The sequence below is a fragment of the Pseudomonas brassicacearum genome (genome assembly GCF_000585995.1).
GTDB lineage: Bacteria > Pseudomonadota > Gammaproteobacteria > Pseudomonadales > Pseudomonadaceae > Aquipseudomonas > Aquipseudomonas brassicacearum_A.
In genome coordinates, this window is sequence record NZ_CP007410.1 from 208,518 (window position 1) to 228,414 (window position 19,897).

General features: G+C 63.6%; 12 protein-coding genes. 10 read left to right on the plus strand and 2 right to left on the minus strand.

The features are described 5' to 3' along the window. Positions 1-186 precede the first annotated feature (186 nt). The 7 genes from CD58_RS00905 to CD58_RS00935 all read left to right on the plus strand — a co-directional run bounded on the left by CD58_RS00905 (position 187) and on the right by CD58_RS00935 (position 9,719). Positions 187-675, plus strand: coding sequence for a hypothetical protein (locus CD58_RS00905; RefSeq protein ID WP_025211221.1), 489 nt, complete (start codon positions 187-189; stop codon positions 673-675). Then, on the plus strand, positions 668-2,110 hold the full coding sequence (locus tag CD58_RS00910; RefSeq protein WP_025211222.1) for a TIGR01777 family oxidoreductase: 1,443 nt from the start codon (positions 668-670) through the stop codon (positions 2,108-2,110). The genes CD58_RS00905 and CD58_RS00910 overlap by 8 nt, the downstream gene beginning before the upstream one ends. Positions 2,111-2,119: 9 nt before the next feature. Beyond that, positions 2,120-4,555, plus strand: coding sequence for an alpha/beta hydrolase (locus CD58_RS00915; protein WP_025211223.1), 2,436 nt, complete (start codon positions 2,120-2,122; stop codon positions 4,553-4,555). Positions 4,556-5,024: 469 nt separating this feature from the next. After that, positions 5,025-5,804 (plus strand): efflux RND transporter periplasmic adaptor subunit, encoded by a 780-nt coding sequence (locus CD58_RS00920; RefSeq protein WP_025211224.1) that lies wholly within the window; start codon positions 5,025-5,027, stop codon positions 5,802-5,804. Continuing rightward, positions 5,801-7,120: an efflux RND transporter periplasmic adaptor subunit gene (locus CD58_RS00925; protein WP_025211225.1), complete on the plus strand. Its 1,320-nt coding sequence runs from the start codon at positions 5,801-5,803 to the stop codon at positions 7,118-7,120. Before CD58_RS00920 ends, CD58_RS00925 begins: the two co-directional genes overlap by 4 nt. A 1-nt stretch (position 7,121) precedes the next feature. Beyond that, positions 7,122-9,218 (plus strand): efflux RND transporter periplasmic adaptor subunit, encoded by a 2,097-nt coding sequence (locus CD58_RS00930; protein ID WP_025211226.1) that lies wholly within the window; start codon positions 7,122-7,124, stop codon positions 9,216-9,218. A 9-nt stretch (positions 9,219-9,227) separates the two neighbouring features. After that, positions 9,228-9,719 carry a GNAT family N-acetyltransferase gene (locus tag CD58_RS00935; protein WP_025211227.1) on the plus strand — a complete coding sequence of 164 codons (492 nt, stop codon included), beginning with the start codon at positions 9,228-9,230 and terminating at the stop codon, positions 9,717-9,719. Positions 9,720-9,868: 149 nt separating this feature from the next. Here CD58_RS00935 and CD58_RS00940 read toward each other — a convergent pair whose 3' ends face one another. Together CD58_RS00940 and CD58_RS00945 are read right to left on the minus strand one after the other, a co-directional pair. Further along, positions 9,869-10,180 (minus strand): DUF6916 family protein, encoded by a 312-nt coding sequence (locus tag CD58_RS00940; protein WP_025211228.1) that lies wholly within the window; start codon positions 10,178-10,180, stop codon positions 9,869-9,871. A gap of 48 nt (positions 10,181-10,228) precedes the next feature. After that, positions 10,229-10,816, minus strand: coding sequence for a phage tail protein (locus CD58_RS00945; protein ID WP_025211229.1), 588 nt, complete (start codon positions 10,814-10,816; stop codon positions 10,229-10,231). Positions 10,817-11,121: 305 nt separating this feature from the next. On the opposite strand from CD58_RS00945, the gene CD58_RS00950 reads away from it, so the two are divergent. From CD58_RS00950 to CD58_RS00960, 3 genes are read left to right on the plus strand one after another with little or no spacing between them, the layout of a single operon-like run. After that, positions 11,122-11,967, plus strand: a complete 846-nt coding sequence (locus CD58_RS00950) for a sulfotransferase family protein (protein ID WP_025211230.1) — start codon at positions 11,122-11,124, stop codon at positions 11,965-11,967. A 52-nt stretch (positions 11,968-12,019) separates the two neighbouring features. Beyond that, complete coding sequence (locus tag CD58_RS00955) at positions 12,020-18,340, plus strand: Ig-like domain-containing protein (protein WP_025211231.1); 6,321 nt, start codon at positions 12,020-12,022, stop codon at positions 18,338-18,340. A 40-nt stretch (positions 18,341-18,380) separates the two neighbouring features. Beyond that, on the plus strand, positions 18,381-19,892 hold the full coding sequence (locus tag CD58_RS00960) for a TolC family protein (protein WP_025211232.1): 1,512 nt from the start codon (positions 18,381-18,383) through the stop codon (positions 19,890-19,892). Positions 19,893-19,897 lie beyond the last annotated feature (5 nt).

Consider the following 19,897-nt stretch of genomic DNA (forward strand, 5'->3'; position numbering starts at 1 on the left):
TTGGGGCTGCTGCGCAGCCCAGCGGGGATAAATCCCCTCGCCACAATTGCGTTCGGATTGGGTGTGGGGAACGCCTCAGGTGCTCAGGCGGTGGATTTATTTATCGTTGGCCGGCCCGTTAGCCAGATAAAGCCACGTCCTTTTCCATTAGACTTGCGACCCTCCAGCAAGCCTTCAGGACACGGAATGCCAGCCCCTCAAAGCACCCTTCGCAAAGCCCTGGTCGTTTGGCTCTATGCCGCCGCCCTGATGCATCTGCTTGCCGGTCTCACCCTGAGCTGGGCGGGGCATTCGGGCTTGCTCGATGGCTACCTGCAAAACATCGAACAGACCTTCTGGGGCGCCGCCGCCGTGCCCGCCACGGCCAGCGCACAACAGGTCTGGTGGCTGGCCTTGTTCGGCGCCACGTTGCAAAGCTACGCGCTGTACATGCTCGCCCTCGTGCACATCGGCAATCGGCTGAAAAGCGCTATGCCTTGGGCCTGGATAATCGCCGGCATCCTGCTCTGGGCGCCCCAGGACATGCTGATTTCCGCCCAGGCCCGGGTCTGGTCGCACCTGTGGCTCGACAGTCTCGCGCTGCTGCTGTTACTGCCGCCGCTGTTCTGGCTCTATCGCCACGACCGCCGCACCTCCCTGACTGACCACGCGCCGAGTGATTCAAAGCATGCCTGACTTTTCATTGCTGGACTGGGCCATCGCGCTGTTGATTGCCCAGGCGATCCTGGGGGCGCTGGATACCCTGTATCACCACGAACTGACCGTCGCCTTGCCCTATCGCCACAGCGCTCGCCTGGAACTTTCCATCCACGCCCTGCGCTCGTGCTTCTACGGGATCCTGTTCCTGGGCATGGCGCACCTGGCCTTTCAGGGGGCGTGGGCGATTGTCATTGGGTTGCTGTTTGCGCTGGAGATCGGCCTGACGCTCTGGGATTTCGTGGTCGAGGACCGTAGCCGCAAACTGCCCGCCATCGAGCGCATCATGCACACGGTGTTGGCAGTCAATGGAGGGGCGTTTTTCGCGCTGTACGGTGTGCAACTGGCGCAGTGGGCGAGTTTGCCGACCGACCTGGTTGCGATCGATTTCGGCTGGCGCGGCTGGCTGCTGACCTTGTTTGCCATCGGCGTGACTGCCTCGGGTATTCGTGACGGGTTGGCGGCGCTGCGCATGCAACGTCAGGGCAAACCGGCCAACCCGTTCGCGGGCGGCGCCTATAAGCGTGTGTTGGTGACCGGTGGCACTGGGTTCATCGGCGAGGCGCTGGTCAACCAATTGCTCGACGCCGGGCACACGGTCAGCGTGCTGGCTCGCGATCCCTTGAAAGCGGCCTATCTGTTCGACGGCCGCGCCCGGTGCCTGCGTTCGTTGGGCAAACTGGGCCATGACGAAACCTTCGACGTCGTGATCAACCTGGCGGGCGCACCGGTGGCCGGGCCGCGTTGGAGCCCCAAGCGCCAGGCGCAACTGATCGCCAGCCGGGTCAATACCACCGAAGCCTTGATGGCCTGGTTAAAAAACGCCCGACACAAACCGGCGTTGTGGATACAGGCCTCGGCCGTCGGTTTTTATGGCGTGCGGGACGCCAGCGAAAGCCTCGATGAAAGTGCTACCCGGGGCGATGGCTTCATGGCTGAGCTCTGTGTGCGTTGGGAAGCCTCCGCCCGGCCCGCCACGGAGTTGGGTGTGCGGCAGGTGGTGATGCGCCTGGGTGTGGTGTTCGGCCCGGGCGGTGCATTGCTGCCACTGCTGATTCCGTTTCGCCTGGGATTCGGCGGGCGGATGGGCGATGGTCGGCAAATCATGAGTTGGGTGCATCGCGACGACGTCATCCAAGTGATCGCCCGTGCTTTCGATGACGAGAGCCTGAGCGGTACCTACAACCTGGTGGCACCGGAGACGGTCAGCCAAGCGCTGTTCGCTGAACGCGTCGGTAAAATCCTCAAGCGCCCGGTGTGGTTCCACATTCCCGCCGCGCCGGTGCGTGCCCTGGCCGGGGAAATGGCCCAGTTGTTTTTCGACGGCCAACGCGTGCTGCCCAACCGTCTCACCGAGGCCGGCTATACGTTCCGTTACCCGACCGTCGACGCCGCCCTTCGCGACCTGGCCTGAGGAGCGTCCATGAGCAAGCCCCGGATGTACCTGCTGGCCGGCAACGGTAGCGCCGCCGATTGGTGGGATGACGCGTTGCCGCATTTTCAGCACCACGACGTGGTGCCGCTGGAACTGCCAGGCTTCGGTAGCAACCCACAAGCCCCTTGCGAAGACCTGGCCGCCTACGCGCAAGCGCTGCTGGCGGCGACGGTCAAGGGCAGCGCGATCATGGCGGTGGGGGTGAGTGCGTTGCTGGTGCTGCATGCGCTGCAACGCCAGCCGGGGCATTTTTGCCGCAGCGTGTTGCTGGCGCCGGTGGGCGCATTTTTGTGGCAGCGGCGATTGCCGGCGTTGATGTCGCCGCTGCCGATTCGCAAGACTATTCACTGGCTGCTCTCGAACAAGCCGACGCTGTTTGCCCACAAGTTCTCCCGCCAGGCCTGGACGCCCGCGCAATACCAACGCATGGGTGCCGGATACGCCCGCTGCCGGGCCTTTGTGCCGCTCTGGGATCAGCTGCGTGCGGACACCGCGTTGCCGTTGCTGGAATGGATCACCGACCCGGTCGAACTGGTGTGGGGCGATCAAGACAAAGTGCTGGGCGTGGCGCAAGCGGCGGCCTGGTCGGCCATTCTCGCCCGAGCCGATCTGACCATCAGCCTGAAACCCGGTTGGGGCCACTACCCGTGGATCGATGCGCCGGCCGAGTTCGCCGCATGGCTGGAGTCCGGTGAGCGTGGTTTCGTCGCGCACACCAAGGGTGGGCGCTTGCGTCTGGCGGAACTGGCCGGGCAAGCGGTGCCTGCGGCGCTGTCACTCAACAATTGCCACGACTCGCGCTTGCCGACGTTTCTCGACGGTCAACCGGACGCCACTTGGGCGGTGCGTTCCTCCAGCTACGGCGAGGACCAAGCCGATGCGGCGAATGCCGGCTTGAGCACCACTTTCCTGCGTGAACCCACGCACAACGTGCCGGCGCGCATCGCCGAGTTGACGGCTGCGGGTGTCGAGGAAGTGGTGGTCCAGCGTTTCATCACGCCACGGTTGTCGGGGATCGCTTTCGTGCGTCACCTGTCCGTTGAACTGGAGTGGGTCGAAGGTCACCTGGAGTCGTTGGCCGATGGCCAGGTGAGCCCCGAGCGCGCGATCATTTCCCGCCTCGGCGCGTCATGGAGCAGCGCCACATTCAAGCCCGCCCATGGTCTGACCGAAGATATGCTGTGGCGTTTTCTCCAAGGCGTGCTGCGGGTCTTCCACTACGTGCCCGGCGACGTCGAATGGGCTTGGGACGGCACGCAGTTGTGGCTGTTGCAGTACCGGCCAATCAGCGACTACGGCTGGCGCCGCCACCTGACCGCCGCCAACATCGCCGAGATCCTGCCGCCGCAACCCAGCGCCTTGGTGGAGTACGCCCAGCGCCGCGCGGCGGCGAGCATTCCGGCGATCATGGCCCGTTGGGACTCTAGGGTGTTGCAGGACAGCGAGCCGTTCACGGCGGTGTTTGGCGGTGCTTCGTATATCAACAATGATTTGTTTCTCGCCCGGCTGGCCGACTGGGGCATCAGCGCCAGCAGCTACGCCGGCGAGGTCGGCGGCGCGACACCGCATTTGCCCTGGCGGCCGTTGCGCCTGATGCGTTCGCTGCCGTTGTTCCTGCGCATGCAACGCATCGCTCGTGGGCATCTGCTCACGCTCGAACACGGCTTGCGGCGCTTCGATCGGGAGCTGCTCGAACTGACCGTACAAGGCGCCGACGGCCAGCAATTGGCCGACTGGTTCACCCGCTTCTACGTGTTCGTGGTGCAAGGCAACCTGTGCATCGCCAGTGCGTTGGCCAGCAGTGGCGGCGACTGGCTGGGGCGGCCGCCGACCGCCTATGACAACCTTGAACACAGCCCCCATCGCCTGCCCTGGGAAACCGATCCGGCAACGCCGCGCCCGGCGCCAACCGAGTTGCCCTTGCAGGCGTTCCCGCAATGGCCCCTGGCGATTCGCCTGGCTCATGGGGCCGGTCTGCCGGGGCTGCGCGGTTACTACCTGCAAGTGCGCGAATGGTATCGCGACAACCTGATGCGGATGTTCTTTCGCCTGCACCACGGCATGCCGACGGCTGACCGGACACATTGGTTCGCGCCGCACCCGGACATCCGCACCCGCGATGGCAGCTTCTGGCAGGACGGTCGTGAAGGCACCGAGCAGGCCAGCGGCTTCATGATTTATCCGGGGCAGGCCCGGGGGATTCTGGGTGAGGACATTCTGCTTGAAGACACGTTGGACCCTGGCCGCCACGCCCACTATCAAAGCGCTCGAGCCGTGATCGCACGCATGGGTGGGCGTTTGTCCCACGGCTCGACGTTGTTGCGTGAGTTGCGCAAACCTTCGGCGGTGCTGCCGCAGGTCGATGTGGGTTGGTTGGGGCGTGAGGTGGTGTATTGCGATGGGGAGTTGAGGTTGGTGGAGTAGGCAGCGCGAAGGCTGTCGATCACGGAACCTGTGGCGAGGGAGCAAGCTCCCTCGCCACAGGGGTGAGTTCAATTCAGGGGCTGTTCTCAATCCCCAGAAACGAAAAAACCGGCCGAAGCCGGTGTTTTCACCCCAACAGCCAGAGAATTTAATCCCTGCGTACGGGGTTGAGTGAGTGAATCCTAGGTTGAAGAGCCCGAGAGGTCAACACTATAAGTGCTGATGTTACTTGACCTGTGGCGAGGGGATTTAGCGAAACGTCGCACCCCCCGCTGGGCTGCGTAGCAGACCCAAATGGTTGAAGAACAGCAGCCAGACACACCGAGATGACTGCTTTCAGGGCCGCTTCGCGCCCCAGCGGGGATAAATCCCCTCGCCACAGGGCGTGTATGACCACCAAATTTCTTGCCTCCCTTGACGCCCCCCACCGCTGTCGTAGACTCCGCCCATCCGTCAGGGAGTAACGGTCATGCGACGTTTGAGTAGTTGGGTTGTGGGATTGACCTTTGTAGCGTGCACGGTTCAGGCGCAAACGCCTGCTGCCGACGATCCTTTGCTGGAAAGCAATGTCACGGCCAGTGCGCCGAGTGGCAATGAGGCGCGTGGGGTGCTTCGGGCGCGGGACCAGGCGGTGCTGGCCAGCGAGTTGGCCGGACGCATCGTCGAGTTGCCGTTCAGTGAGGGCGAGTCGTTCAAGAAGGGCGACACCCTGGCGCGTTTCGATTGCTCGGCCTATCAGGCTCAGCTCAATGCGGCGCAGGCGGCCAGCCGAGGGGCCGGCGAAGAGCTGGCGCATAACCGGCAACTGGCGCAATTGAAATCAGTCGGGCGTTTTGAGGTGTCGCGGGCCGAGGCCCGGCTCAATGAAACCCAGGCGCAGTCCCAGGTGTATCAGGTTCAGGTCAAGCGTTGCAGCGTGATCGCACCCTTCGACGGGCAAGTGGTAGCGCGCAAGGTCCAGCGTTATGAAAGCGTGGCCGCTGGGGCGCCGTTGCTCGATGTGGTGGACAACCGCACCCTGGAAATCCATCTGCTGGTGCCGTCGCGCTGGATGAGCCGGCTCAAGCCCGGCCAGCCCTTCACATTTGTTCCCGATGAAACCGGCAAGCCGCTGCAAGCGACGGTCAAGCGCTTGGGCGCGCGCATCGACGAAGGCAGCCAGACGCTGTTGTTGGTGGCGAGTGTGCCGGATGCCAGCGGCTTGCTGTCCGGCATGAGTGGTACCGCGCGTTTCGCGGAGTCCAAGTGAACGCGCCGATCACCGGCAACGCCGAGCAGGTGTTCGCCCGCTTCCTCGATCTGGAGCGCCAGACGCGCGCTGCACGTACCCCGGCGCAATTGAGCTACAGCCTGGTCAACGACGGCCAGGCTCTCTTCGGCTTTCGCCACGCCGCGCTATTGATCGCTGGCAAGGTCCAGGCCGTGACGGGCGTCAGTGCCGTGGAGCCGAATGCGCCATTCGTGGCGTTCGTCGAACAGGCGGTAGCGCAATCATTCAAGCAGGGCGTGCTGAATCAGGCCCGGGTGATCGCCGCCGAGGGGGTGAGCGAATCCATCCGGGCGGACTGGCGAAGCCTGTCGGCCGGGCAGGTGTTCTGGCTGCCGTTGATCGATCATCAAGGCCAGGTGTTCGGCGGCTTATGGCTGGCCCGCGACCTGCCATGGACCCCGGCCGAGCAAGTGCTGTTGTCGCAACTGGGCGACACCTACAGTCATGCCTGGCTGGCCTTGCAGCCGCGCAAACCGTGGCGCCTGCGCTGGACCCGCAAGCGGCAGGTCGCGCTGGTGGCGTTGCTATTGCTGGGGTTGTTGGTTCCGGTGCGCCAATCGGTACTGGCCCCGGCCGAAGTCGTGCCGCTGGGCGGGCAAGTCGTCGCGGCGCCATTGGACGGCGTGATCGCCGAGTTCCTGGTCAAGCCCAACCAGACCGTCAAGAACGGCGACCTGCTGCTGCGTTTCGAAAGCACCAGCCTCAAGGCCCAGGCCGATGTCGCCCAGCGTGCATTGGGCGTGGCCGAGGCGGAACTCAAGGCCAATTCCCAACGTTCCTTTGCCGATGCTGAATCGAGCTCGAAGATCGACCTGCTGGCCGCCCGCGTCGAACAGAAACGCGCTGAGCGCAACTACGCCTTGGAACTGCTCAAGCGCAGCGAAGTGCGCGCCGATCGTGACGGCATTGCGGTGTTCGCCGATGCCGAACGTTGGCTCGGCAAGCCGGTGCAGACCGGCGAGCGACTGATGGAAATTGCCGACCCGAACCAGGCCGAGTTGCGCATCGAGCTGGCGGTCGGCGACGCGATAGCCCTGGAGCCCGGTGCGCAAGTGGCGTTGTTCCTCGACAGTGATCCGTTGCAGCGGCACCTGGCCTGGCTCGAGCGCTCGGCCTACGAAGCGCAACCCACCGCCGCCGGGCAACTGGCGTATCGCCTGGATGCGCGCTTCGATGCGACGGCGCCGCGCATCGGCCTGCGGGGCACGGCGAAGATCTTCGGTGACCGTGCCCCGCTGGCGTTGTACTTGTTGCGTCGGCCACTGGCCGGGCTGCGCCAGAGCGTAGGCCTGTAGCGTGAGTCTGCCGAGCCTGCGGCCGGACCTGCAATTGTCCCCGGCGGCGCCGGACCCGGACGGTTCGCCTCAATGGACTCTGGCCGATCCGGTGCGCGGGCGTTATTTCAAGCTCGGCGCGGCGGCGATGCGCATGCTGCGGCATTGGTCCCTGGGCGATCCGGAGCAGGTGTTGCAAGCCGCGAACCGTGAGCCGGGCCTGCCGCTCAATGGTGAATCGCTGGAGCAGTTGCTGGGTTTTTTGCGCGGTCACGATTTGATCAGCGCAATGGATCCGCAACAGCGCGACAGCTATCAGTTCAAGACGGCCGCCCAGCGCCAGAGCTGGTGGCAGATCCTGCTGCATCAATACCTGTTTTTTCGCATTCCGCTGTGGCGCCCGGACGCCTTTCTCAACCGCGCCTGGCCCTGGTTGGCGCGGTTCGGCCCCGGCATCCTGCGCTATGGCCTGCCGCTGACCCTGGGCGCGGGTATCTTCCTGGTGTCGCGAGACTGGCAGCGGTTTGTGGCGACGTTTCCGCACCTGTTCAGCCTCGGCGGTGCGCTGGCGTTCGGGGTGGCGTTGTTGTTTGCCAAGCTGTGCCACGAGTTTGGCCATGCCTTCATGGCCAAGCGCGCCGGTTGCCGGGTGCAAAGCATGGGCGTGGCGTTCATGGTGCTGTTGCCGATGTTCTACACCGACGTGAGCGATGCCTGGCGGATCAATGATCGCCGGGCACGGTTGCTGATCGGTGCCGGCGGAGTCCTGGCCGAGTTGCTCCTGGCGTGCATCGCGCTGCTGGCCTGGTCGCTGTTGCCTGACGGGCCGGCGCGCACCGCGGCGTTCATGCTGGCCAGCGCCACCTGGATCACCACGCTGGTCATCAACCTGAACCCGTTTATGCGCTTCGACGGTTATTTCCTGCTCAGTGATTTGTGGGCGGTGGATAACCTTCAGGGCCGGGCGTTCGCCCTGTGTCGCTGGCGCTTGCGCGAAGCCTTGTTTGGCTACGGGATGGCGGCACCGGAACCTTGGTCGCCGAAGATGCGCCGCCGCTTGCTGGTGTGGGGATACGGCGCCTGGTTGTGGCGGGCGGCGCTGTTCCTGGGGATTGCCCTGGCGGTCTATCACCTGTTCTTCAAGGTGCTGGGCATTTTTCTGATGATGGTGGAATTGGTGTGGTTCATTTTTATGCCCATCGTGAATGAATGGCGGCAATGGTGGAGCCGCCGCGAGCAGGCCCACGGCCCGCGAGTGCTGCTTGCAGGCTTGGTATTGCTGGGGTTGCTGTTGGCGCTGTTGCTGCCCTGGCGCAGCGCCGTGGAGGTGCCGGCCATGCTTGAGGCCGGCCGCGCCAGCGCCCTGCATGCGCCTGTGGCGGCGCGGGTCAAACAGGTGAATGTGCACGACGGCCAGGCCGTGGCCCAGGGCGATGTGCTGATTGAATTGGAATCGCCGGATATGGCCTCCCGTTTGACCATCGTGCGCCGGGAAATCGAGATCCAGCAGTTGCAGATGCGTCGTCAGGCCGGGCGTAGCGAAACCGCCGCCGATGCCGGCATCGTCGAGCAACAGCTGGCCGAAGCGGTGGCCGAATACCGGGGGCTGGTCGCCCAGCGCGAACGCCTGTTGCTGCGGGCGCCCCATGCCGGCCAGGTGCGCGACCTGTTGCCGCAATTGTCGGTGGGGCGCTGGTTATCGCCCACGCAGCCGCTGGCGCGGGTGGTGCAGACTGATTCACGACTGCGTGGGTATCTGACCGAAGCCGAGCTGTGGCGAGTCGGGGCGGGTGCCACGGGGCGGTTCATTGCCGACGATCCGATGCACCCGTCGATTGCCGTGCAGTTGAATGAAATCGACTCCAACGGCGTGGCCTGGGTCGAACAGCAGGCGTTGACGTCCGATCACCATGGGCCGATTGCCGTACGCCGGGATTCACAGCAACGGGCCGAGCCGGTGCAGGCGCAGTATGGCGTGCGCCTGAGTGCCGTTGACGAGACCTCCGCGCCGGTGCAGCCGCTGCGCGGCGTGGTGGTGTTGCAGGGGCAGGGCGAGTCGGTGTTGGGAGCGGCCTGGCGGCGGTTGGCGGCGTTGGGTGTCAGGGAAAGCGGGTTCTAAGGAGTGAGCATGGATTCAGTGGCGGCAGAAGGATTGGTGGTGCGTCCATCGCGGGTCAGCGATGGTCCGTTCTTGCAGAGTCTTTACCAGGCAGCGCGGCCGGATCTGCAATGGATCGACGGCGAGACTGAGCAGGTGCGAGAGGTGATTGCCCAGCAGTTCCAGGTGCAGGAACAAGGGCTGGGGGAGCGTTTTCCCAACGCCATGCATTACGTCGTGGAAAAACTCGGCACCGCTATCGGCGCCTTGAGCACGGATTTCGGCCCTAATGAAATTCGCGTGCTGTACTTGGCCTTTATCCCCCAGGCGCGCGGACAGGGTTTTGGTCGGGCGGTGCTGCAAGGGGTGCAAAAAGCCGCACAACAGATCCGCTGTCCGGTGGCGACCGTGGTCTGGACCAGCAACCCCCACGCGCGCCGGCACTACCTGGCGTTGGGTTTCGAAGTGCAGGAAAGCAACCCGGCGGCGGAGCGGTTGGTCTGGTATCCGAAAGGCAGCTGAATAGTGTTTCAGAACACATCACATCCCCTGTGGGAGCGGGCTTGCTCGCGAAGGCGGTGTGGCAGTAATAAATTTGCCAACTGACACGCCGCCTTCGCGAGCAAGCCCGCTCCCACAATGGATTTGTTGTGGATTCAAGTTTTGGGCGATTAGTTAAACGCGATATAGAAATACCCCAGCGTCGGATCCCGTCCCATGGGCGGTATCCGCGACACGAACACCTCTTCAATCCGCCCCAGATCAGGCACTTCCAGCGCACACAGCCCGTCCACGAACTCGGTGCTTTCCAGACTGTTGAACTCAACACTGAACGGCATGCGCTCAGCGTTCGGCATCTTCGCCCGTGGTATTTCCTCAAGGAACTCGAACCGCACGGGCAGGCAGCTGCCGTCGGGCAGGGTCAGGCTGCTGGTCTGGCCCAGCAGCGGTTGGAAATGGCGGCTATGAACCTGTTGCAGCATGTCGACACTCCAAAAGGCCGGAGGGCCGCGCAGCCCTCCGGCGGTTCATCAGTTACGGGACGGGAAGAGACCGTTCAAGGCGACGCTGAAGTTGACCGCCAGGAACGGGTTCATGATCGCCATTGGCAAGCCGTTGCCCGCAGGGGAAATCGTGCCGTCGATGCTCGTGCTCACGCCCTTGACCGGCACCGGTGAGGCGCCGATCTGGTCGGAATAAATCGCCGCCGAGCCAGGCCCGGTGCCCGAGGTGCCGATGAATGAATTGGTGGCTGTCGGCGTATTCACCGGGTTGCTGGCCGGGTTCGCCAGTTGCAGGGTGGTCGAGGCGGTGAGCCCCGCCAGAGTGTGAGTGTGGGCGGGCAAGTTGGTGATCGTTGCGGTGACGTTTTCGGCGCCGGAGACTTCGCCCATGACCCGCGGCGTCAGACCCTGGCCGCTGCCTTGTCCCAGGGGCAGGCGGCCTTGCAGATTGGGGAGCATGAAGTTAGTGGTGCCGTTGCCTCCGTAATACGTGCCGAGCAAGGAGAACAAAGCCTGGTACTGAGCAATTGGGAGGCTCTGCCCATTGCACTGAGCCCACCCATTGGGGGCGAAGCTAAAGGCAAACGGTTGGATGGTGCCCATAAATACTTCCATAGAATCCTCATCCCTTCAGATTGTTGGTTGGGTACTGCCGGTAGGGTCCGAGGGAGAGGATTGCGATCAGCCCGACTTCTTCACTCCCTGGCCTGGTCACGCACGGCTGAGCGTAGACCGAGATATTTCATTCTGCCGGGCCAGAAGCGCTGAAAAGTATTGCCGTTTGGCTTAATCGATTCAGGTTTATGAACAACACCTACCGTCCATCTTTTTTACAGAGTTGGATGAATTTGATATCAAAGTACTACTAGGCGGCGTTTGTTTCCTCGGCTACGCTTCGCGATACAAAGGGACTACACACGGTGAATGGATTGTCACAATTTCACTTTATTTCCGGTTTGCCGCGTTCGGGCTCGACCCTGCTTTCTGCCATTTTGCTGCAGAACCCGCGGTTCCATGCCGGCATGACCAGCCCCGTCGGCACGCTGTTCAGCAGCGTCCTGCAGCAATGCAGCGCCGGCAGTGAGTTTGGTTCGGTGATCGACACCGACCTGCGCCGTCGTCTGTTGCGCGGGCTCTTCGATTCCTATTACGCCGACAAAGCCGATAAGCCCGTCATTTTCGATACAAACCGCCAATGGTGCGCGCGCCTGCCTGCCTTGCAGGACCTGTTTCCCCAGGCCAAGACCATCGCCTGTGTGCGCAACGTCGCCTGGGTGCTCGACAGCCTGGAGCGGCTTTATCGCGCCAATCCCTTCGAGAACACCAAGCTGTTCAATGACGATGACGAGCGCAACACCGTCTACAGCCGCTGCGAAACCCTGGCCCAGCGCAACCGCCTGGTGGGATTCGCCTGGACGGCGCTCAAAGAGGCGTATTACGGCGAGAACGCCGAGTCGCTGCTGATCGTTGACTACGACCTGCTGAGCCAGGCCCCGGAGCGGGTCATGCGGCTGGTGTACGAGTTCATCGGCGAGCCCTGGTTCGAGCACGATTTCAATCATTTGACCTACGACGCACCGGCCTTCGACCAGGCCCTGGGTGTCGCCGGTCTGCACAAGGTCAAGCCCAAGGTCGCGCCGCAAACCCGGCGCACCCTGTTGCCACCGGACCTGTTTGAAAAGTTTGCCGAGTTGTCGTTCTGGCGCGATGGGTCCGCAAGCGCCGCCAATGTCATTCGTATGAAAACCGACGCCGCGATCAGTTGATTGCGGTTTTTTTCATTTGCGTGTTCAAGAAGTTCGAGTCCAGGTGATCGTCATGTGGTGGAGCAAAGGCAAATCGCGGGTAACCAAGGGCACACAGGCCCTGGCATCACCAATGATCATGTCCCTGGAGCCGCGAATGCTGTTCGACGGCGCGGTGGCCGCCACCGTGGCCGATGCCGCGCAGCCGGACGCTCATCCCACGGCCGAGGCAGCCAAGACCCCGACTGCCGATCAGCCTGCCGACACCCATGCGCCTCAGGGCCAGGTCGATGCCACCCAGGCTGCCGTTCCCGGCAAGAGCGTGGTGTTCGTCGATTCCCGGGTCAAGGATTCCGCCAGCCTGCTCGAAGGCGTGGCGCCCGGGACCCAGGTGGTGCAACTGGATGCCACCAAGGACGGCCTGCAACAGATCGCCGATTACCTGGACACCCACCAGGGCGTCAGCTCGGTGCAAATCATCGCCCACGGCAACGCCGGTGATTTGTGGCTGGGCAACAGCTACCTGTCGGCGGACAACGTCCAGGCGCGCAGCGAGGTGTTGGCGCAGATCGGCCAGGACATGAATGTCGGCGGCGATATCCTCATCTACGGCTGCTACACCGCCGAAGGTGACCGTGGCCTTGGCCTGGTGAATTCGTTGGCACAGTTGACTGGCCGTGACGTGGCCGCGTCGAACGACCGCACCGGCCTTGGCGGCGACTGGGACCTGGAAATTGCCACCGGCAACATCGAGAGCGCCAACGTGCTCTCGGCCAATGCCATGAGCGAGTACCAATGGGGCCTGGCCACCTGGACCGCCACCAACAATGCCAATTCCGGCGTGGGCTCCTTGCGCGCGGCCTTGGGTTCTGCGCAGAACGGCGACATCGTGACCTTCAATACCAGCATGACCGTCGCGCTGACCCAGGTGCTGGTGGTCGACAGGAACGTCACGATCGATGGTGACCTCAATAACGACAACGTGGCCGACGTCACCCTCGACGGACAGTTCCGCACCCAAGTCATCAACGTGACGGCGGGCACTACGGCCACCCTCGACGGCCTGGTGATTACCCGCGGCATGACGGCGGGCAATGGCGGTAACGGCGGCGACGATGCGCTGGTGTCCAAGGGCGGCGGGATCTACAACGCCGGCACCTTGACCCTGAGGAACGTCACGGTCACCGCGAACGTCGCTTCTGGCGGTGGTGGCGGCGGCGGTGTGACCCCGCAATACGCGGGTGGCGGCGGCGGTGGTGGCGGAGCAGCCGGCAGCGGCACCGGCGGTCGCGGCGGCGATACGCTTAACTCCACGGGTTCTAACGGCTCGACGGGGCAGGGCGGTGCCGGTGGTGGCTTCTTCAATATTGGTGGCCGTGGCGGCTCCTCTACGGGTGGGTCTGGCGGCGCCGCTTATCCCGGCTACAGCACCGGTTCTGCCGGCGGCACGGCCAGCAGCGCCGGGTTGTCCATCGGCGGCGGCGGCGGTGGCGATGGCTATAACGACATCGGTGGTGCCGGCGGTGGCGCGGTTGGCGGTATCTACAACGACACGGGCGCAACCCTGCGGATCATCGGTAACTCGGTCATCTCCAACAACATCGGGGCGGGCGGGGGCGGTGGCGGCGGTGGGGCCGGTGGTGGCTACAACCAGGCGGGCGGTGCCGGTGGTGTCGGTGTCGGCGCTATCTGGAACAAAGGTTCGATCCTGATCACCGCGGCCAACTTCGCCGCCCTGGCCGGCAACGTTGGCGGCAGTGGTATCGGTGGGACGAGTGCGGGCACCGCAGGTGTTACGCCGGCTTCGGTGGCCAACGTCTATGGCGACGGCGGCACCATCAACACCAACTACGTGCCGGACGAAACGCCGCCTACCGCGACTGTCGTGGTGGCCAATACCAACCTGAACTCCGGCGGCACGTCGCAGGTGACCATCACCTTCTCCGAGGCGGTGACGGGGCTGACCGCAGCGGACCTGACTGTGCAGAACGGCACCGTCGGCACGCTGACCAGCGGCGACGGCGGCATCACCTGGACCGGCACGCTGACGGCGGCAAGCAACATCGCCGATACCACCAATATCATCACCCTGAACAACACCGGGGTGGCGGACCTGGCGGGCAATGCCGGCGTGGGCACCACTGACTCGAACAATTACGTGGTCAACGACACCGTGGCGCCCACGGCTTCCATCGTCGTGTCCGATACCGCCCTGAGAGTCGGGGAAACCTCCCTGGTGACCATCACCTTCTCCGAGGCTGTCAGCGGCTTCACCGCCGCCGACCTGACGGTGGCCAACGGCTCGCTCAGCGGGCTGAGTTCCAGCGATGGGGGGATTACCTGGACTGCGACTCTGACTCCAGACGCGGCTGTCACCGACACCAGTAACCTCGTCATCCTGAACAATACCGGGGTGGCGGACCTCAGTGGCAATGCTGGCGTCGGCACCACCAACTCCAACAACTACGCCATCGACACCCTGCGCCCCACCGCCAGCATCGTGGTGGCCGACACCGCGCTGCGTGCCGGCGAAACGTCGCTGGTGACCATTACCTTCAACGAGGCGGTCAGCGGTTTCACCACCGCCGACCTGACGGTCGCCAACGGCACGGTCACCGGGCTGAGCAGCAGCGACGGCGGCATTACCTGGACCGGGACCCTGACCCCGAGCGCCAGCGTCAGCGACACCACCAACTTGATCACATTGGCCAATACCGGTATTGCCGACTTGTCCGGAAACACCGGCACGGGCACCACCGACTCGAACAACTACGCCATCGACACGCTGCGTCCGACCGCTACGATCGTGGTAGCCGATACCGCGCTGAACATCGGTGAGACTTCGCTGGTGACGATCACCTTCAGCGAGGCCGTGACCGGTTTCACCCTGGCCGACCTGACCGTTGCCAACGGCTCCTTGAGCGGCTTGAGCAGCAGTGACGGCGGCATCACCTGGACCGCGACGCTCACCCCGAGCGCCAGCATTACCGATGCCACCAACCTGATCGTCCTGGCCAATACCGGCTTGGCGGATGCCGCCGGAAACACCGGCACCGGCACCACCAGTTCCAACAACTATGCCGTCGATACGCAGCGCCCGACCGCTACCGTCGTGGTCGCTGATACCGCACTGAGCGTCGGCGAAACCTCGCTGGTCACCATCACTTTCTCCGAAGCGGTGACTGGTTTTACCACCGCCGACCTGACGGTGGCCAACGGCAGCATCACGGGCCTTAGCACCAGTGACGGTGGCATCACCTGGACCGGGACGCTGACCCCGACTGCGAGCATCAGCGATACCACCAACCTGATCACGCTGAATAATACCGGCGTAGTGGATGGGGCGGGCAATACTGGCAGCGGTACCACCGACTCCAACAATTACGCCATCGACACCGCGCGCCCCACCGCCACCGTGGTCATCGCCGACACGGCTGTTGCCGTGGGCGAAACCTCGCTGGTGACCATCACCTTCAACGAGGCGGTGACCGGTTTCACCCTGGCGGACCTGACCGTCGCCAACGGTAGCTTGAGCGGGCTGAGCACCAGCGACAACATCACCTATACCGCGACCTTCACGCCCAGCGTTGGCATCAGTGATGCCACCAACCTGATCACGCTGAATAATACCGGCGTAGTGGATGGGGCGGGCAACACTGGCAGCGGCACCACCGACTCCAACAACTACGTTGTCGACACGCTGCGCCCGACCGCCACCATCGTGGTCGCCGATACCGCACTGAGTGTTGGCGAAACCTCGCTGGTCACCATCACCTTCTCCGAAGCGGTGACGGGTTTCGATAATTCCGACCTGAGCGTGGCCAACGGCACGCTGAGTGCGGTCAGCAGCAGTGATGGCGGAATCACCTGGACCGCCACCTTCACCCCGGCCCTTGGGGTCAGCGACACGTCCAACGTCATCACCCTGAACAACACTGGCGTCAGCGATGCGGCGGGCAACACCGGCACTGGTACCACCAACTCCAACAACTACCAGGTCGATACCAACGTGCCGACGGCGACCATCGTGATCGCCGATACCACGTTGAGCATCGGCGAGACGTCATTGGTCACCGTGACGTTCAACTCGGCGGTCAGCGGTTTCGACAATTCGGACCTGACCGTCAGCAATGGCACGCTCAGCACCATGAGCAGCACCGATGGCGGCGTCACCTGGACGGCCACGTTCACGCCAAGCGCCAGCATCTCCGATACCAGCAACGTCATCACGCTGGACAATACCGGCTTGATCAACGGCGCGGGCAACGCGGGCGTTGGCACCACCGACTCCAACAACTACGTGGTCGACACCGTGCGTCCCACCGCGACCATCGTCGTGGCCGACACGGCCATTGCCTCGGGCGAAACTTCGTTGGTGACCATCACCTTCAGCGAGGCGGTGACGGCGTTCACCAGCGCCGACCTGACGGTTGCCAACGGCACGATTTCGGGGCTGGGCAGTAGCGACGGCGGTATCACTTGGACCGCCACCTTCACGCCTACCAATGGCGTCACCGATACCAGCAATGTCATCACGCTCAACGCAGGAAGCGTCGTCGACATGGCAGGTAACATCAACACCGCCTCCGCCAGTTCCAACAACTACGCGCTCGACACGCAGCGTCCGACCGCGACTATCGGGATGAGCGATTCACAGTTGAAACCGGGCGAGACATCGCTGGTTACCATCACCTTCAGTGAGGCGGTGACCGGCTTCACCAATGATGACCTGAGTGTGGCCAATGGCACCTTGAGCGCCGTCAGCAGCAGCGACGGTGGCCTGACCTGGACCGCCACCTTTACCCCGGACCTGGGTGTGACCGATACCACCAACCTGATCATCCTGGACAATACCGGCGTAAGCGATGCGGCCGGCAACACTGGGACAGGCACCACCGATTCGGCTAACTACGCGGTCGAGACGCGGGTGCCGACCGCCACCGTCGTGGTGGCCGATAACGCACTCAAGGTGGGGGAAACCTCGCTGGTGACCATCACCTTCTCGGAGGCCGTCAGCGGGTTCGACAATGCCGACCTGAGTGTCAGCAATGGCACGTTGAGCAACGTCTCGTCCACCGATGGCGGCGTAACCTGGACGGCCACGTTCACCCCGACCGGCAGCATCACCGACACCAGCAACCTGATCAGCCTGGACACCAGCGGGGTGGTCAACGCTTCGGGCAACAGCGGTGTTGGCGTGGTGGACTCCAACAATTATGCGATCGACACAGTGCGCCCAGGAGCCACCATCACGCTGGGTGACACCACGCTGGGCATCGGCCAGAGCACTACCGTGACTATCAGTTTCACCGAGGCGGTGTCCGGTTTCGACCTGTCGGATCTCAGCGTCGCCAATGGCGTATTGTCCAACCTCGCCAGCAGTGACGGTGGCCTGACCTGGACGGCGACCCTGACGCCTACGGCGGGCGTCAACGATGCCACCAACCTGATTCTGCTCGACGCCAGCAATGTGCAGGACGCCGCCGGCAATGCCGGCGTGGGCGTGGCGATCTCGGCCAACTATGCGCTCGACGCCACTCGGCCAACTGCGACCATCGTGGTTGCCAACCCGAACCTGGGCCTGGGCCAGACGACCCAGGTGACCTTCACCTTCAACGAGGCGGTGACCGATTTCGACCTCTCGGACCTCAGCGTCACCAATGGGGAACTGACCAACCTGACCACCAGCGATGGCGGCAAGACCTGGACCGCGACGTTCACTCCGACGGTGAATCTCACCGACCCGAGCAACTTCATTGCCCTGGACACCAGCAACGTCAGCGACCTGACGGGGAATGCCGGGGCCAGCGTGGCGGTGTCGAACAATTATGCGATCGACACCGTGGTGCCCAACGATGTGAAGCCGCCGCCGGAATTCCTGACGTCGGACCCTGTGACGGTCATTGCGCCTTCGGACGTTCCGTTGCAGCCGATCGTCTTCACGCCGCCAACGGGCGATCTTGGTTCACCGCTGGGCTTCCCACCGCTGTTTGAACAGCGGGATGTGGGCGGGGGCCTGCGGCCGATAGGCGATATTTTCATCAACCGTGGGGAACTGGCACCAAGCTATATCGCCCAGGTATTCAGCAGCGACGCCGCAGGCGATGGCTCCGGCCAGGGCTTCCTGGGCTTTGGCGGTGGCGATGGCGGGGTGTTCGGCAGTAGCACCGTGGCGGGTCTCTTCAGCCAGGACTTCGGTTCTGAAGGCGAATCGACGGATACCTTCGACGGCCAGTCGATGCAGGGCGGCGATGTGTCCCAAGGTCTGCGCGGAATGTTCGGCGCACCGACCCTGGGTCAGCAGTTGCAACAGCTTAAAGACATTGAGCAACGTCAGGTCGACGGCCTGGCAATGGCTTTACAACAGGTCGGCATCAGCCAAGTGCAGGCCTGATAACTCAAAAAACAGTGGGCAGCCAGGGGCAATCCAGGGAATGAATAGAAGTCAGAAGTTATTCACAGTGAGTGTGCTGGCGTTGGTGGTCAGCGGATGTGCGATCACCAGCGAGCCGATCGAACGCAGCGTCAGCGAGCAACGCGCCCGGACCGACCTGCAGAACATGTACAAGGATCAGGAGCCCCTCAGTGGTCCGCTAACCTTGCACCAAGCCATGGCCCGTGCGGTGAAGTACAACCTCGAAGGCCGCCTGAAAATCATGGAAGAGGCCCTGGCCAAGCGACAGCTGGACCTGGCCAGTTTCGACATGCTGCCACGCATGGCCCTGGACGCCGGCTATGTGGGCCGCAACAACGTCAACGCCTCCAGCAGCCAGAGTGTCGAAACCGGCACGCAATCCCTGGAGCCATCGACCTCCCAGGATCGCGACCGTGAAGTGGCCGACCTGACCATGGTCTGGAACGTGCTCGACTTCGGTGTCAGCTACATCAGCGCCAAGCAGGCCGGGGACCAGCGACTGATCGTGCAGGAGCGTCGGCGCAAGGTGATCAACACCATTGTCCAGGACGTGCGTTCGGCGTACTGGCGCGCCATGGCCGCCGAGCGCCTGCTCAAGCAGATCGACAACCTGATGGCCCGGGTCGAGGCGGCACGTGGCAACAGCCAGAGCATGAGCGAACAACGAATCGGTGACCCGGTGCAGGCCCTGGGTTACCAGCGCTCGTTGATCCAGGCGACCCGCCAGCTCGAAGAGCAGCGCCGGGCGTTGTCCCTGGCCAAGACCGAGTTGGCGACCCTGATCAACCTGCCCCTTGGCACCGAATTGACCCTGGCCACCCAGGATGAGTACGACATTCCCGAACTCAAGGTCGACCTGGCCCGCCTCGAACAGGAAGCCCTGACCAGCCGTCCGGAATTGCGCGAGCAGGATTACCAGACCCGCATCACCGCCGCCGAAACCCGCAAGGCCATGCTGCGTCTGTTGCCGGGCCTGGAGTTTTCCGCTGGCGGGCACTACGACAGTAACTCGTTCCTGGTGGAGCAGGGCTGGGCGGACTATGGCGTGAAAGTCACGTGGAACCTGTTCAACGTGATCTCTGCCCCGGCGGCCATCGACGTGGCCAAGGCCGGTGAAGAAGTGGCGGCCGCGCGGCGTCAGGCGATGTCGATTGCCGTGCTGGCGCAGTTGTACGTGGCCAATGCCAACTATCGCGAGGCGCTGCGTCAGTTCAAGACCAACCAGCAACTGTCGGACATCGATGGGCAAATCGTCGGTCAACTGCGCAGCCGTCACCAGGCCGCCGGCATTGGCGAGCTGGATCTGATCCAGGGCGAGTTGAACACTCTGCAGGCCGATTTGCGTCGGGACCTGTCCTATGCGGACCTGCGCAACGCCTACGGCCAGATCTTCGCCAGCGCCGGCCTCGACCCGCTGCCCGATGAAGTGCAATCGACCGCAGTGCAGTCGATCGCCACGGCATTGGCCAACCGCGAAGCCGCCTGGGCCCAAGGCGATATCGCTGTGCCAACGGCTGCGGTGACCCAATAACAGGC